14 protein-coding genes are annotated in these 15,555 nt (G+C 40.4%); 7 read left to right on the top strand and 7 right to left on the bottom strand.

Annotation, left to right across the window (positions count from 1 at the left end):
• Positions 1–50: 50 nt before the first annotated feature.
• From RMY64_RS17555 to fusA, 3 genes are all read right to left on the bottom strand, one after another.
• A complete protein-coding gene (locus RMY64_RS17555) occupies positions 51–932 on the bottom strand; it encodes a GNAT family N-acetyltransferase (RefSeq protein ID WP_322700725.1) in 882 nt (293 codons plus the stop codon).
• Positions 933–1,395: 463 nt separating this feature from the next.
• Positions 1,396–2,469 carry an acyltransferase family protein gene (locus tag RMY64_RS17550; RefSeq protein ID WP_322700724.1) on the bottom strand — a complete coding sequence of 358 codons (1,074 nt, stop codon included), beginning with the start codon at positions 2,467–2,469 and terminating at the stop codon, positions 1,396–1,398.
• Between the two features lie 809 nt (positions 2,470–3,278).
• Entirely contained in the window at positions 3,279–5,282 is a 2,004-nt protein-coding gene (gene fusA / locus RMY64_RS17545) for an elongation factor G (RefSeq protein ID WP_322700723.1), read from the bottom strand.
• Between the two features lie 319 nt (positions 5,283–5,601).
• Here fusA and RMY64_RS17540 point away from each other — a divergent pair, with 319 nt between their 5' ends.
• Together RMY64_RS17540 and RMY64_RS17535 are read left to right on the top strand one after the other, a co-directional pair.
• Positions 5,602–6,201, top strand: coding sequence for a macro domain-containing protein (locus tag RMY64_RS17540; protein ID WP_322700722.1), 600 nt, complete (start codon positions 5,602–5,604; stop codon positions 6,199–6,201).
• A 427-nt stretch (positions 6,202–6,628) separates the two neighbouring features.
• On the top strand, positions 6,629–6,940 hold the full coding sequence (locus RMY64_RS17535; RefSeq protein ID WP_322700721.1) for a hypothetical protein: 312 nt from the start codon (positions 6,629–6,631) through the stop codon (positions 6,938–6,940).
• Positions 6,941–6,949: 9 nt separating this feature from the next.
• On the opposite strand, the gene RMY64_RS17530 is transcribed toward RMY64_RS17535, so the two are convergent.
• Positions 6,950–7,897 (bottom strand): protein rep, encoded by a 948-nt coding sequence (locus RMY64_RS17530; RefSeq protein WP_322700720.1) that lies wholly within the window; start codon positions 7,895–7,897, stop codon positions 6,950–6,952.
• 112 nt (positions 7,898–8,009) lie between these two features.
• Between RMY64_RS17530 and RMY64_RS17525 the strand changes: the two genes are divergently transcribed.
• The 4 genes from RMY64_RS17525 (at position 8,010) to RMY64_RS17510 (ending at position 11,825) form a co-directional block, all read left to right on the top strand.
• A complete protein-coding gene (locus tag RMY64_RS17525) occupies positions 8,010–8,783 on the top strand; it encodes a nucleoside phosphorylase (protein ID WP_322700719.1) in 774 nt (257 codons plus the stop codon).
• Between the two features lie 326 nt (positions 8,784–9,109).
• Positions 9,110–9,673, top strand: coding sequence for a retropepsin-like aspartic protease (locus RMY64_RS17520; protein WP_322691712.1), 564 nt, complete (start codon positions 9,110–9,112; stop codon positions 9,671–9,673).
• A gap of 137 nt (positions 9,674–9,810) precedes the next feature.
• Positions 9,811–11,175 (top strand): tRNA (N6-isopentenyl adenosine(37)-C2)-methylthiotransferase MiaB, encoded by a 1,365-nt coding sequence (miaB, locus tag RMY64_RS17515; protein WP_322700718.1) that lies wholly within the window; start codon positions 9,811–9,813, stop codon positions 11,173–11,175.
• Positions 11,176–11,204: 29 nt separating this feature from the next.
• Positions 11,205–11,825, top strand: coding sequence for a hypothetical protein (locus RMY64_RS17510; protein ID WP_322700717.1), 621 nt, complete (start codon positions 11,205–11,207; stop codon positions 11,823–11,825).
• Positions 11,826–12,052: 227 nt separating this feature from the next.
• Here the strand turns inward: RMY64_RS17510 and RMY64_RS17505 are convergent, their stop codons facing one another.
• A complete protein-coding gene (locus RMY64_RS17505; RefSeq protein WP_322673734.1) occupies positions 12,053–13,030 on the bottom strand; it encodes a bestrophin family protein in 978 nt (325 codons plus the stop codon).
• Between the two features lie 701 nt (positions 13,031–13,731).
• Between RMY64_RS17505 and RMY64_RS17500 the strand changes: the two genes are divergently transcribed.
• A complete protein-coding gene (locus tag RMY64_RS17500) occupies positions 13,732–13,917 on the top strand; it encodes a hypothetical protein (protein WP_322673735.1) in 186 nt (61 codons plus the stop codon).
• Between the two features lie 32 nt (positions 13,918–13,949).
• Here RMY64_RS17500 and RMY64_RS17495 read toward each other — a convergent pair whose 3' ends face one another.
• Both RMY64_RS17495 and RMY64_RS17490 read right to left on the bottom strand, forming a co-directional pair.
• Entirely contained in the window at positions 13,950–15,299 is a 1,350-nt protein-coding gene (locus tag RMY64_RS17495; RefSeq protein WP_322673736.1) for a hypothetical protein, read from the bottom strand.
• Positions 15,269–15,451, bottom strand: coding sequence for a hypothetical protein (locus tag RMY64_RS17490; protein ID WP_322673737.1), 183 nt, complete (start codon positions 15,449–15,451; stop codon positions 15,269–15,271). Before RMY64_RS17490 ends, RMY64_RS17495 begins: the two co-directional genes overlap by 31 nt.
• Between the last annotated feature and the right edge of the window lie 104 nt (positions 15,452–15,555).

Raw genomic sequence — 15,555 nt, 5'->3', positions numbered from 1 at the left:
CTGATGATGAAACTCTCAGTTCTATTATGATTTAATTGTTTTTGAGTAACTCAACACCTTGCAGAACGCGGCAGCATAAATTTCTCGCCTTCTGCTGCAAATTTACCACGAACCATCAGCACGGTTTCATCAAATGTATGGGTGAATGCTTGCACATCTTTGACATCCAGAAGTTCTGGACTAAAGTAAATCACTACTTCTTCAATGGGTTGAGGTATCTTACTAAGAATATTCTTCAAAGAACATATCTGCGTTGTCACTAAATCGAAAAGATGAAGTCGGTTATCTTCTATCTCCATACAGGCGATTAAATCTAAATCTTCTGCATAATATAAAGGACGACTTCCTTCATTGACACAGAACACAGGTTTTTCGTTGACTACGCCAACTATATTAGAGACAGGAATGCGTGTTTCCAAAAGTCTGTGTAGCAATGTGTAATCTTTAGTATTGGTAAAATCCAGTATTTTGAAGCTATCAGTGCCACCTGTGGAGTTACACTTAATTTTGAAGATGTGTTCTTCGACAACACGAAAGCCAAAAGGTAAGTACAACTCTGGTTGTGGTGTCGTCAGTACCAGGGTTTCATAAAGGCGATCGCGATCGCAATACCCTAGCACTTCCTGCATCACTTCCCGGTAATACCCTCTCCGGCGAAATTCTGCACGGGTAGCTACTCCATGAACTCCTCCGACAGTGAGCCTTTGTCCCATAATTTGCATGGGAATTTCTAACACTCCCACATGGGTAATAGCTATATCATCATGAAAGCGAATAAAGGGAGTTGAAGCTGTTTCCCAGGATGCACCTAGTTTTCTTGCACATTCTGCTAAACTGCTGAGTCCGGGAAATGTGACTTCCATCAAGTCAAAAAGCTTATCGCTTAAGCTGGGATCGTCAGAGAATGACTGTTTGAAACGATACTGGCTCATAATTCAAGTATTACAATCAATTCAGTAGAGACTACAAAATCAATTCCAGCAAATCCAGAAATAGCTAAAATATAAATGGATCGCAAGGGCGTAAGGTGTTGCGCCTCCAACCTTTAACTCAATATTTCTCAATTCTGAGTCTCTTCAAATAAGACTAAGCCATACTTCTCGCCAGTAGGCAAAAAGCCAATTTGTTGATAAACTGCTTGGGCTGCTTGGTTATTAGCACCTGTAAATAGGATGGCACGTTTTACTAAGAGCGATCGCGCATTTATAGCCGTCGCCAGTAGTGTTAGGACATCAACAGACGATCGAACCTAAACACAAAAAGACTTTTCACCCAGTCCCCAGTCCCCAGTCCCCAGTCCCCAGCTATAACAATGAACCTGCTACCACACTTTTGGCATAGCCTTTACACCGCAGTGCTGGCGGTGTCCACAACCGAAAAGTATTGGGTGCAAATTTATACTTTTGAGTTCTTGATAGTTTCCACTACTGCATAAGTTGAAAAATCACCCAAGAAAAGCTTACGCATAATTGAATAATTGATGATAAGTTTGTAGATAATATATGAAATCAATAATGCACCTATTACCCTAATTCCTGGAGATGCAAATATTGGGTAATTTTTAATAGTTATTTGTATTGGTTGATGCAAATACATAATGAGCATAGAAGCACTACCAAGTTCGCGTAGGGCATTTCCTATGTAAGATTTATTATGAAGTAGTACCGCTAATTGCTGTGTAATAATAATACCAGACAAAGCTATGATTACATTAAAAATTAATACACCATAAGTGGCATTTTTCATATTATAATTGAAATACAGCAAAGACCCAGTATCTAGTAAAAATGCAGCCAAAAATATTATTATTATTACTAATATCAATATTCTCGAATTAATTAATAATGATTTAGCTGCCATGTGTCCTAACCAGTAAAACGGAAGTGCCATTGCAACTACATTAATATTCCAAGGGAAAATAATATTTTTAAAGAAGTAATAATTAATCATTGCTAAACAATAACAGCCAAGAATAATTTTTATCATCAGCCAATTATTAGAGCCAAACTTTATATAGATCGGGTTATATAACTGCTGCGTAAGAAATAAACAAGTTACAAACCAAAATACACCAAACCAAAGTACCAGATTTGCCCCACCATATAATTGTTTCCAAATTATCATCAATGTATATATGATAATTTGATCTATCGGCAATAACTTTTTTTGCTGCCAACTGTCAATTATCAATGGTAAATACTGGAGTAGAGTAAATAAAAAAAGAAACGAAAAGTAGGGTACTAGAAGATGAAGTATTTTTTTCTTCAAAAAAGTAGAGTAGTCAGTTTTTTCTTTATAAAGATATCCACTGATAAAGAAAAAAAGCGGCATATGAAACCAGTAAATATATTTCGATATTGGGTTGACTATATGTCCTACAACAACTGTAATTATGGCAAGACCTTTCCAACAATCAATCCATTCAATTCTTTCTTTTACTACACGCTCAACTATTTCTGATTTTACCATTTTAATTATTTTTTTGTACTATAAAATTAAGGCTAATACCATAGACTTTTTTATAAAACAATAAATTTTGTCTCATATATATTATTTTCTAATTAATCTGCACAAAATTGTTATAAGTTGTAAATCATAAGGCTAACAGTATTTATGATAAAAATCAATTGCTAAAAATCTGCATTAAGATTATTTCTTCCCTTGGATATACTTATTTGGATTATGATAAATTACTGAGGACTTAGCGAAGTACAAATTTTTATACAATTGCAAAAATCCCTTTATTGCAAGGATACCTAGTAAAGAAGAATTTAGTATTAAATAAACATCTCTCTATTGGCAGAAATTTAAGTCTATAAAATTAAGCATTAAGACCCGACTCCACAAGAAGATTATGCAGGATAGTGGTGAAGCGATTAGCATAAAATTTGACCCCTCAAAACTTTTCAAACACCTTCTTAAGGCGCTAAAAACTGATGATAAAGACGTGACTGAATAATTAGACCTGGGAGCAACGGCGTTGTTGATGCTCTCCCCAGTTGGGGCAATACCGTTTTGTTAAGGAATTTCTGCGTTGAGGTAAGCAGGGGGTAGATGAGAGGTAGGGGAGAAAAGAGGGTCATTGTTCAGTAATTCTTCTCTCAAGAACAGCTTCTTTTCTTCCCTTGCTCAAGAACAGCCTGCTTCAACAAAGAAATTCCTTAACCGAACGGTATTTACTGCTGGGCCCTACGGCTTTCTCTGATTAAATGATTTAATTAAGCTCCAGCTTGTCTTTTTGATCGGACAAGCTGGAGATACTAATTGCTAATTTTGGTTCAGGACTGCCGATAGCAGGCAAACTCCATTGAAAAAGTAGCCATGCCAGAAGTGAGCGATCGCAATTCTGTAGAATACCCAAACATTCGCGCTAGCGGTACTTCTGCTCGAATCACCGTGTATCCCTGCATTGTCTCGGAACCCAACAACAAACCTCGACGAGAGGATAAATCACCCTGAACCCTTCCCATAAACTCGTTGGGTGTTTCCACCTCAACAAGCATGATGGGTTCCAGGATGTAGGGTTTTGCATTAGCGATCGCATCTTCAATTGCTTGATGAGATGCTGACCGGAAAGCCAATTCTGAAGAGTCAATTGGGTGATAAGAACCACCATCCAGAACGACTTTCACCCCAGTTACCGGATAGCCTTCCAGCTGTCCTGATTGCATCGCCTCACGGAAACCTTTCTCACACGCCGGGATATATTCTTTGGGAATCGCACCCCCAGCCACCCGATTCTCAAAGACAAACGGTTCATCTGTGGGTTCAATCCACCCAGTAATATGGGCGTACTGACCGGGGCCGCCTGACTGCTTCTTGAATCGGTAGTCAAAAGTAGCTTGTTGTCCAATGGTTTCTCGATACGCCACGGCAGGATTACCAACGTAAACCTCGGCATTATATTCTCGTTGAATGCGTTCGAGGTAGATTTCCAAGTGGAGTTCGCCCATCCCAGAAATCAGAGTTGCGCCTGATTCGGGGTCGATACTCAACCGGAAGGTGGGGTCTTCCCTTTGAAAGCGATTGAGTGCTTTGGAAAGGCGATCGCTATCTTCCTGTTTCTTGGGCGTAATTGCCAGCGTAATTACTGGTTCCGGCACAAACATCTTCTCTAGAGATAGCAGTGGTTCCCCAGTACAGAATGTATCACCAGAAGCACAATCCACACCCAACAGAGCCACAATATCCCCAGCAACGGCAACTTTTACCTCTTCTCGCTTATTGGCGTGCATTCTCACCAAGCGACCGATTTGCACCCGTTGTTCAGTCCGCGAGTTGTAGACGGTATCGCCTGGTTTGAGCGTCCCAGAGTAAATCCGGGTATAGGTCAACTGCCCAAAGGATTCGACAGTGAGTTTAAATGCCAATGCCACCAAAGAAGCATCGGGGTTAGGGTAGACACTCACCAACTCTGCGGTTTTGACCACTTCTCTATCCACGGGAGATGGTAGATAGAGCGCAACTGCATCCAATAAGTTTTGCACTCCTTTATTTTTGAATGCCGAACCCAGCAGTACAGGCGTGAATTCTAGGCTCAAGGTTGCCTGTCGGATGGTTTGCCAAATTAATTCTTTGGGAATCTCCTCACCCGCCAGTAGCATCTCGGTCATCGGTTCTGAGAACAGTGACAAAGTATCTAGCAGCTTCTCGCGTGCCTGTTGCGCCTCATCCCTAAGAGCTTCGGGAATCGACTTTTTGACGTGATTTTCCCCGTTTTCACCCTCAAAGTAGTCAGCAGTCATTTCTACCAGGTCAATCACTCCCTGGAATTGGTCTTCACTGCCAATCGGGTACTGGAGTAATACCGCATTTAGTTGCAAGCGATCGCGTATTCCCTGTACTACACGAAATGGATCTGCTCCCGTCCGATCCATTTTGTTGATGAACGCCAAACGCGGCACTCGGTAGCGCTTCATTTGCCGATCCACCGTAATGGACTGGGACTGCACGCCCGCCACAGCACACAGCACCATGACCGCCCCATCTAATACCCGCAGGGCGCGTTCCACTTCAATTGTGAAATCTACGTGTCCAGGTGTATCAATCAGGTTGATTTGCGTATCGTGCCACTGGCAGGTGGTAGCAGCAGAAGTGATGGTTATACCATGTAGTTTTTCCTCTGGCATAAAATCCATCGTTGCACCCTTACCGCCTCCCCGCACTTCCTCAATAGCGTGGATTCTGCCCGTGTAGAAGAGAATTCGCTCTGACAGCGTAGTTTTACCAGAGTCGATGTGGGCAGAGATACCAATATTTCGGATGCGTGTTCGGGGAATCATAAAATTTCCTTTTGTTCAAGCGACAAACAGTCACCAACTGAGTGGTGATATATTGTGTATTATATATGTAGTATAAACAAAAGACAAGGCTGATAATACAGACAAACAGTTCTGACTTTTTACGGTATCTGAAAAACCTCACTTCTATTTCTCTCTCCTAAAAGGAGAGAGACTTTGAATTTTCCCCCTTCCCGCGACGAGTTGGGGGTTAGGGGGTTAGGTTTTTCGTGGGCCTTTCTAGCTGACGCGAAAAGTCAGACAGTTGATATTTGCCCTAGCTGACGTTTAAAATAGATATTCAAGCGGAGGAAATGAAAGCTTGAAATTGATATTGGTAGCTCCCGACTCTTTGTTGTGTGCAGCCTTTGAAGAACATTTTAATTACTTACCCAATGTAGAAATAGTGAATAACTATTTCGAGTGGTTGCCAGATTTTGATTGTATGGTCAGCCCTGCTAACTCTTTTGGAATGATGGATGGTGGCATAGATGCGGCAATTATCCGTTTTTTCGGCCCTTCCTTAATGGCAAGAGTCCAGCAGCGCATTCTTGAGGATTATTTGGGCGAACAGCCTGTGGGAACATCAATGATTGTGGAAACAGGCCATCACAAACATCCTTTTTTGGCTCATACCCCTACGATGCGAGTTCCCATGATTATTGCTGGGACAGATATTCCTTATATTGCGATGTGGGCGATGCTGCTGTCAGTTCGACACCATAATCAACACGTTAGGCAAAAAATTAACACCATTGCCTGTCCTGGATTGGGTACGGGAATAGGACGAGTGCCATATACTGAAGCTGCTAGACAGATGGCATTAGCTTACGACCATTTTCTGTATCCACCCAAGCATCTCAATTGCATAGTTGCGGCTAAAAGACAACTTCAGATATGGGAAGGAGGAGATTTTAGATAAAGTTTAAAAAATGCCCTAGTGGATTATATTACTGGGGCGATCGCTACTCCAACTAGATGACAGGTAAACACTTCTAGAGAAATCCTAAATTATTCAAAACAAGCTAGTAAATAACTTAATTATCGAAGCTATTTACTAGCTTCAAGTAAAGGCAATTTATAAATATCAGTCATCTGTTTTTTGGATGACTGGTATTTATTTTTTGTGCTTTTTGGTTAGATAAAACATCGGCTAACGCCTAAAATTAATGAGAAAAAATAAAGATTTTTACTCCAATAGTTGTGGTGTAAACATGACTTTAAATATTTTTTCTTAAACGCTTCGCGCTGAGAGGAGAATGAATTAACTAATTGTAACCGTATTTTCCATTGAGTCACTCTTTGGCTGATAGAGGTTTCTTTTTTTTGACAACTTATGAGGTTTTAATATGCCAGAATTCTTGATTAATCTTTGTGAAATTCCCGGTATTCCTGTTGGACGTATCTTTGTTCCTTACTCTTTCACAACTAAGCCTAACTTTCTTCGTTGGTATCAATCTGTGGAAATTCGCCGTGTCACTTTTTATGTTAGTGGGAAAGTGATTTGGTTTATTGCTCCTGTTTCTGAATATCATCGTCTTGCATCTTGTTATCCACACCATCGTCATGCAGCTTATACTCACTATCTTTTGAACTCTGCTTCTACATTCTTTAAGGGGCTGAAACCACCGCACCTGCTTGATAGTGAGTATATTGACTAATCTGAGTTATCACTCTATATTAAATCTTTGTAACTTGGGCTCCCATCGGAAATACAAACTTTCTCCATCCACCTCATCTGTCTCTTCACTTTCATTAATGAGGTCTTGGTTTTTCTCCTCTAATTCGCGCATATATTGCCTGAGTATACCCCCAACAGCGATCGCTCTACTTTTATGTAGCTGACGGGTTAACTCTAAAAACCATTCTCTATCACCCACCAAATCTGACTCTTTCACCTGATACTTGAGAATTTCTGGGATAAGTAGTGATGGGTTATGATGTTTAGCGATCGCGCTAGTATGAATAATTGGCTGGTAATCAATTCGTAAGCACTGCTGCCAGAACGCTACCCATTTGGCATGAGAAAGATAGCCGTGACTGAAATACGAAGGCGGCACCATTGCCAAAATATGTAAATGCGGGTGTGCTGAGACTCCATCTCTACCTTTAGTTACTTCTATGGACTTCACCCAACCTTTCGCAGGCCATGCTTTCAATTCAGTGAATCGCTTAAAAGCTTTATTCATCGAATCCAAGTTTTCCCTGAGTTCCTCAATCTGGCAATTCCTTACAGTCAAAGTAACAAATAGCCAACGGTACTTGGGGTAATCAGTAACAACCTGTGGGAGAATTTTATAAGCTCTTGCTTTCCACATGAGCGATCGCCGCCACTGACAAACCGGACAGTGACGAACCCTACAGAATCGGGCATCTGATAGCTTTAACTTGAGAATACCTTCTGATTCGTCTGGCACTAATTGAAACTTCAGCAACTCAGAACACATTCTCACTCGCCAAGCATACTGCTGAAAGCAATGTTCGTCTGCTTTAGCGTAATAATGGAAAACTTTATCAGTATTAGCTCTATGTTTGTCCCAGATTTTACCTATAGGCGAAACTTCGGATAAGCTTTGTACATTTTGATTTTGTTGGGACTTTAAGGCTTTAGCAAACACAGAATCACTGAGTCAGTTTGGTATCAACGTCTCAAATTAACGTAATTTATACGGAAAAACCTCAGTAAAAGTATTTAGGTAAATATGTAGGGCGATCGCTAATCTCAACTATATGACAGGTAAACGTTTCTATCACATTGGCTTTGGACTAGACGATTTAGGTTCATCGCCTCCCAGTATTGCTCTATTATCTGGCGATCCAGAGCGATCGCACCTAATTGCTCAAACTTATTTACAAGATGTACGCGTCTTGTCAGAAAATCGCGGACTCAATAGCTACGTAGGATACTTACCAAATGGTCGCAGCATCTTATCTGCTACTAGTGGTATGGGTGCGCCTTCATTAAGTATTGTTGTCAATGAGTTGATACAAGTAGGAATCCGGCAAATTATTCGCATTGGAACTTGCGGATCGATTCAATCTTATATACCAGTCGGTAGCGTTGTTATTAGCAGTGCAGCATTATGTCGCCAAGGTGCAGCAAATGACATTGCGCCTGTGGAATATCCAGCCGCAGCCGATCCTTTTCTCACAGTTGCTTTAGTTAAAGCCGCGCGAGAATTAAAGATTGAACATTACATCGGAATTACGGCATCAGTTGATACTTTTTACGAAGGACAAGAACGCACTGATTCAGCCAATCCAAATTTAATGCGATCGCTGCATGGCATCACAGAAGAATATCGGCGCTTGAATATCTTGAATTACGAGATGGAATGCGGCACGCTATTTAAAATGGCAGGTGTGTATAATTTTGCTGCTGCTGCTATTTGCGGTGTAGTTGCTTCGCGTACTGATAGTGAAAATATCATTTTAGAACAAAAAGATATCGCCGTTAAAAATGCGATCGCAACTGCTGTAAATGCAGCAGCAAGCTTTGAGTAAGCTACAAATTTATCTTATCCAACTTATTAGTATGTCAGATTGAATCTGCTCTAAGTAGTTTCATCATGTCTTTACCTAATCTTTAATTTACCAATCAGTAATTCTATGTAAGATGTATTGAGTAAGATGCGATTTCATATTTTTGAGATAGATATATAAAAAATTAGCTAATTGAAAACTAAAAAAGTGGTTATAAATGTCTATTTTAGATAGATATAATTTGAGTTTTTATATTAAAAGCCTGTTCTTTTAACACCATGTTTTACAGCCACCATGATGAGTTTAGATATTAAGAGTAGTCAGAAAAAAATGGAGCGCGGTATAACATGAAGAATGCTTGGAGGCGTTGGATTACAACCGTTAATCTAGCTGCAATTGCACTAATGCCGACGCTGATATTTTTAGCATTCTCTCATCGGGCAACAGCAGACGATCCAGGAGCGTGTTACATGATAACTTCCTCTGGTAAAACCGTTGGATTGGGAAGAATTTGTGGCAATATCATCGCCGCACCTTCAGACAATAAAGTTTTTCGAGTCTCAATCAAACGCCGTTTTGGTGGAACTCCTGTGATTGATGTCACCTTCAACGACAAAAAAACCTTTGAAATGATTGTAGATACAGGTGCTAGTGGAACCATTATCACTCAAGATATGGCGAATACACTTAACCTCCAGGCTACAGGTACAATGCAAGCCCAAATTGCTGATGGTAGTGAAGTAAAATTCTCAACCAGTAAGGTAAAATCTATTGCAGTAGGTGGAGTTACAGCCAATAATCTTCAAGTAGCGATCGCACCAAAAGCAAGCATCGGGCTACTAGGGCACGATTTCTTTGGCAACTATGATATTAAAATTCTGGAAACAGAAGTTGAATTTCATCACCGCTAATGCTTGCAGCTTGTAACTTTTTGAGGTTTTTGTATTTAAATTTAAGTCAAGGTACTCAGCATTCCTGAAGCCGGTTAAGAGCGTTATAGAATAGAAATAAACCTGACATACATTACGCTGATTCAGCATAATTGCCCATGACCACTTCTAAACGCCAATACCACATTACTACTTTCGGTTGTCAGATGAATAAAGCTGACTCAGAGCGCATGGCTGGCGTTTTGGAAGACATGGGCTTTGAATGGTGTGAAGATCCGAATCATGCAGATGTGATTCTCTATAATACCTGCACTATTCGCGATAATGCTGAACAAAAGGTATATTCCTACCTCGGCAGACAAGCAAAGCGTAAACACGAGCAACCTGATTTAACCCTCATTGTCGCTGGTTGTGTTGCCCAGCAAGAAGGAGAAGCGCTGTTGCGGCGAGTCCCAGAATTAGACTTGGTAATGGGGCCACAACACGCCAACCGCCTGAAAGATTTGCTGGAGTCAGTATTTGAAGGCAACCAAGTTGTCGCAACCGAAGCAGTTCACATTATTGAAGATATCACCCAGCCGCGACGAGATAGTACAGTGACCGCTTGGGTAAATGTGATTTACGGCTGTAACGAACGCTGCACTTATTGCGTAGTTCCCAATGTGCGCGGTGTCGAACAATCTCGCACGCCGTCAGCTATCCGGTCTGAAATGGCAGAATTAGGACGGCAAGGTTACAAAGAAATTACTCTACTCGGTCAAAATATTGATGCTTACGGCAGAGATTTACCTGGAGTCACACCAGAAGGTCGGCATCTGCACAACTTTACAGATTTGCTTTATTACGTACATGATGTGCCGGGAATTGAAAGGTTAAGATTTGCTACTAGCCATCCCCGTTATTTTACTGAGAGATTAATTCAGGCTTGTGCTGAGTTACCCAAGGTGTGCGAACACTTCCACATTCCCTTTCAATCTGGGGATAACGAACTTTTAAAGGCGATGGCGCGGGGTTATACCCATGAGAAATATCGCCGGATTATCGATACCATTCGGCGGTATATGCCAGATGCCTCGATTAGTGCCGATGTAATTGTCGGTTTTCCTGGGGAAACAGAAGCACAGTTTGAAAATACCCTGAAACTGGTGGAAGATATTGGCTTTGATATGTTGAATACAGCAGCATATTCGCCGCGTCCGGGGACACCAGCCGCTTTGTGGGACAATCAACTGAGTGAAGAAATTAAAAGCGATCGCCTGCAACGGCTCAATCATCTGGGAAACTTAAAAGTAGCAGAGCGATCGCAACGTTACTTTGGACGCATTGAAGAAGTTTTAGTAGAAGACCAAAATCCTAAAGATCCAACCCAGGTAATGGGACGCACTGGCGGTAATCGTTTGACCTTTTTTAGCGGCAACATCAAAGAACTCAAAGGGCAGTTAGTAAAGGTAAAAATTACCGAAGTTCGACCTTTTAGCTTAACCGGCGAACCAGTTGAAGTGAGGCAAACTGTTTTGCACTAAGAAGTATTTGAAGATTATACCCCTGACTTATGATGAAGTTACCGCAAACGATTCCAGTTCTTCTTTTTGGGGCTAGCTTGGCTGTAATTTCCCCTCAACATTGTGCTGCTTTCACCGTTCAAGAAATAGCTATTCTTGCTCAAGCATCAAGGGATTTGCCAATGGTCAAATCGGCTGGACTGTCCCCCGATATGGATGTGCCTTGGTCGAAAGCCGTAAGAATTGTTGACCCTTTTGAAGGGGAGTTGGTTGGAGTTTTCGACCGCAATTCTTTAGGTGGCTATTTGTACCGTGGGGGTTCAACGCAAGTTATTAGTTTGTGGACACCTTCCAGCATTCGAGTACTCGTAACAGTAAATTCGGGTCAAGCAATGTCTTCTTTCTACACCGCAGGTCGTGTGTATCCCAGACCTGACTATCTTAGATTTGTCACGACTAAAAAAGTCGATAAGCTTTTGCTTAAGGTCAGAGAAAAAGTTTTTCAATTAGACGGTTCAAATGGCACATTTGCTATCAGTCAAGAACTAGCCACTGCTTTGAAAAATGCTCCAGATGAGAATTTAGATATCAGACTAGTCTTGGAAGGAGGTCAAACTGTTGATAGCGAAATTGGTAAAGGGACGGTAAAAGCTTGGCGAAGCATTTATTAAACTATTATGAACCTATCCCACTATTCTAAAAATCCCTACTTCTTTTCGTAAAATGTGCTTGAAAACCTTGATTTTTCGTTTTCAGTTCTCAATTAACTTAAGCTTTGTAGCACAAATATTATTAGTGGGATAGGTTCATATTTTTCAACCAAGTATTTTCTATGTTTAATAAAGGAAAAACCTCTCCGTTCTCATCAAAACTTGACTGATAAAACTTATTTATGGATTTAATAAGAACGAACATTGTTAGAAGTAAGCCTGATTAATTCTTCAACATTGTTTGAGATTGTATTGCAAATAGTATTTAAAGGTAAGTCATTAGGATCAAAGCCAAAAGGTTCTTCAATTTCTGAACCAATTTGTTCAATACTTAATAATGTAAAACTGACAAAAGCCATTACTATCCCAGTCCACCAATTTAAAAAGCTCACAATTTCCAAAGGTAATATAAGACAAAAAATTAATAACAGTTGTCTTAATTTAATAGTATATATCAAAGGCAATGGCGTTTTTAAAATACGTTCGCAACCGCCTAAAATATCTACTAACTCATTTACACAATTATGTAAAGTAGTTAGTTGATAGACATTTAGGCAATTTCGGTCATGCTGATACTGCAAGTAATCTCCTATCCAATAAGCAATTTGTAGTGGAGGATGATCGCTATCTTGGAGGTATAAATATTGTTTTTCAGACATTAATGATGCCAACTGAGTGTCTAAAGGCCCCGATCTAAGATGTAACTTCATTGCAACTGCAAAAGCAGTCACTAACCGAAGCATTGCTTCTTTTTCTAATTTATCTTGTGGTGTCTTCTCTTTAACTATTATCGCAATTCCACGAGTTAAGTTACGCGATGTATTAACTAAAGCTCCCCATAGTTGACGACCTTCCCAAAATCTATCATGGGCTGTATTCGTCCGAAAGACTAATAGTAATGTAAAGCCAATATTAAAGCTTAAAACAGCATTGGTAAGAATATTGCTAGAATCTGAAAATGCTATTGGTAATCCTAAATGAGCTAAAAATGATATGAAAGTACCATATATAGTACAAAAAATTACCCAAGGAAGAATAATAGAGATAATTGACCTTTCAAGGCGAAGAGTTACTTGAAGCCAGTTCAGCTTTTCGCCTTTGTAAAGATGATACTTTTCTCTTAAAGAGTTTTTAGAATTATTTTGAAAATAGTTAGGTTGTTTCATGTTGTTAAGGTTTGAGGATTACATCAATTAGCAAACTAACTTTTTTAGCTAAATATATCTTGCTTAAGGAAGATGTATACACGATGTAGGTTTTCATATAGTCACCGTAATGGAACTATAATAAACATAAATTATAGTAGTTTTAACATTGAAATTTATTTCTGTGAACTATCTTTAGGTAGGGAAATTCAATACTGTCTTCCAATTTTTCACCACAAACCTGATTTTCTGCTTATATTGATTAAAGGTTGTGGTATTTCGCTGCTTTATGAGATAATTAGACAAAATTTTCAGCTATTTATAATAAATATTTAATTTTTCTTACCGACAGAGCGATGTCTACGACAGACTACGCCTAAACATCTTGGGTTAATAGCAGTGTAGCGAATGTGTAACTCTTAAGCTATCAAAGGAAATAAACCCAATTAAATTTGATATTAAGCCAGGAAGTTACCCAATTTTAGATGTCCATTTTGAGGAAAACCATTATTGGGTGAAGAGTTATGCAAATCCTTTTTAAAAGGACAAAACTATATGATTACTAGATGATTTAGTTGAAACTTATTTTAATAAAGATTTATCAACAGTATTTACACAACTTGGCATTGAAAGTATCAAAGTTACTGAAATCAATCGGCAAATTCTCAAAAAATTAATCTTCGCTCAATAGTTACTAGAGTCTGTTGGAGGTAAAAGCGATCTTGCTATCAATAAAGCTGATAATATTAAAACTATTAAGGCGCGATCGCATTAGTCAGGCTACATATCAGCAGGCAATCCTAACAGTGCAGATAGAGACAGAGGAATATTTGACGCGATCGAATTATTTCAATCAATTATTGCAGGTCGCAGTACTGTTAATGGTAATAGATGAGTTTAATCTTTAAACTCCCCTCAATCAGATAGTGAGTTAAAAAATTTATAGTTTCTGTCCTGCATAAATCGATCGTACTTCGCCGTTACGTCGGACGACTGCTTCGCCATTACTGACATCTACTAGTGTCCAACCGCTGGAGCCGATACTTTCACCCATATTGATGCGGCGAGTCACGCCATCAATTTTAAACAAAGCGGCAGATTTGTTGCCCAACTCTAGCAATCCCTCTAAGGTATTACTCGGAGCAACTGCGATCGCCGTTGCCGGATATACTTGTTCTTGGGTAATAGTTGGTTCTGACTCTGGTGCCAGTGCAGCACGCAATGGAACTACTGGTAATGCAGGCAGAGGTTTGGGTGTTTGGCGCACGGTAATGGGTGCAGTTTTGGCTGCCACCGGTTTTAGTTCGGCTCGTACAGCCGCAGCTAACATATTGACAGTTACAGGCTTGGCAGCTTGTCGCACTGTATTCAGGGCAGTTTTGACAACATTAGGTTGAGATACCCGTAACGCGCTGGCAACTTGTGGTAAAAGTGTGGGAGTCCCCGGAATGGCTGGAAGGGCGTAGCGCATTGGTGACGGCGCTTGATAAACGGGGACATAGATGCGCTCAACAACGCTTCCAGAACGATTAGGGGCTGGTGGTGTATTATTAGCTAGAAGTGGAAGTGCTGGTAGATTACCAGTTGCTTGCTGGCGACCAAAGGCTATTTGGTTAGTATTTGCCTGACTGGAGAATCCTGGATTGAAAGATTTTTGATTGCTTTTTGCTCCTTGCTTATCTATAACAGCCAGCGATTGGAGCATATAGTCAACTAACTCTGCCTCAATTTCTGTTTTTACGGGCAACCGTGACTGCGATTGCGGCAATAGAAGCGCTGACTCAGGCAATTTGTTATTTAAAAGATATACGACTCCAGACTGCACCAAGTAGATCGTACTAGCGATCGCCACGCCTAAAGTTGTTCCGACAATCAGCAGTTTGCCCAAAACCGAACTAGTTTTTTGACGCTTTCTACTAACTGGTTTAACAGTAGAGGTGTCAAATACAACGGTACTCAATTGCTTGTGCCGATCTTGAGCAACTGACTGTACTCCTTGGTTCAGAGTAATCTGTGGTATCATAACTGTTTGCAGAGGCACGTATTCTGGAGGCGATTGGCGTTGAGCTTGGGCGGAAACTCCAGCAACAGAGTGGCTCGATCTGTTCTGACTACTGTGCCTAACAGTTTGAGAAGGCAGATTACCACTAGCATCCAGAATGTAGTCGATATCGGCAAAGAGTTCATCCATTAAGCCATCAGCATAGTTTTCTATCGACCAAGGCTCGTTGGTGATTAAGTCTTCTGATGGTTCTGGTACTATGAGACGGGTGCTGGCTTCTTGTAACATAGACGTTCTGGGTTGTTGCTTGGACGAGGAAACGCCACTTCTACTGACTTGAAAGTGCTGAGTGCTGAGTGCTGAGTGCTGAGTAAAAATACCAGTTCCCAGTTTCCAGTCCCCAGTCCCTCTTTCATACTTGGTGGTGAAACTTGTTTCATTGAGACTGCCTGAAAATTATGATTATCAGAGGAGGCAGTAGGTTGAGGGCAGTTATTACTGAAGTAAATAAGTATGAATAAAAACTTCAGATTTGGGTAATTAC

This window comes from Nostoc sp. DedQUE08 (genome assembly GCF_034530895.1).
In the GTDB taxonomy this organism is placed as follows: Bacteria; Cyanobacteriota; Cyanobacteriia; order Cyanobacteriales; family Nostocaceae; genus Nostoc.
This window is presented reverse-complemented; position numbering and strand designations above follow the sequence as displayed.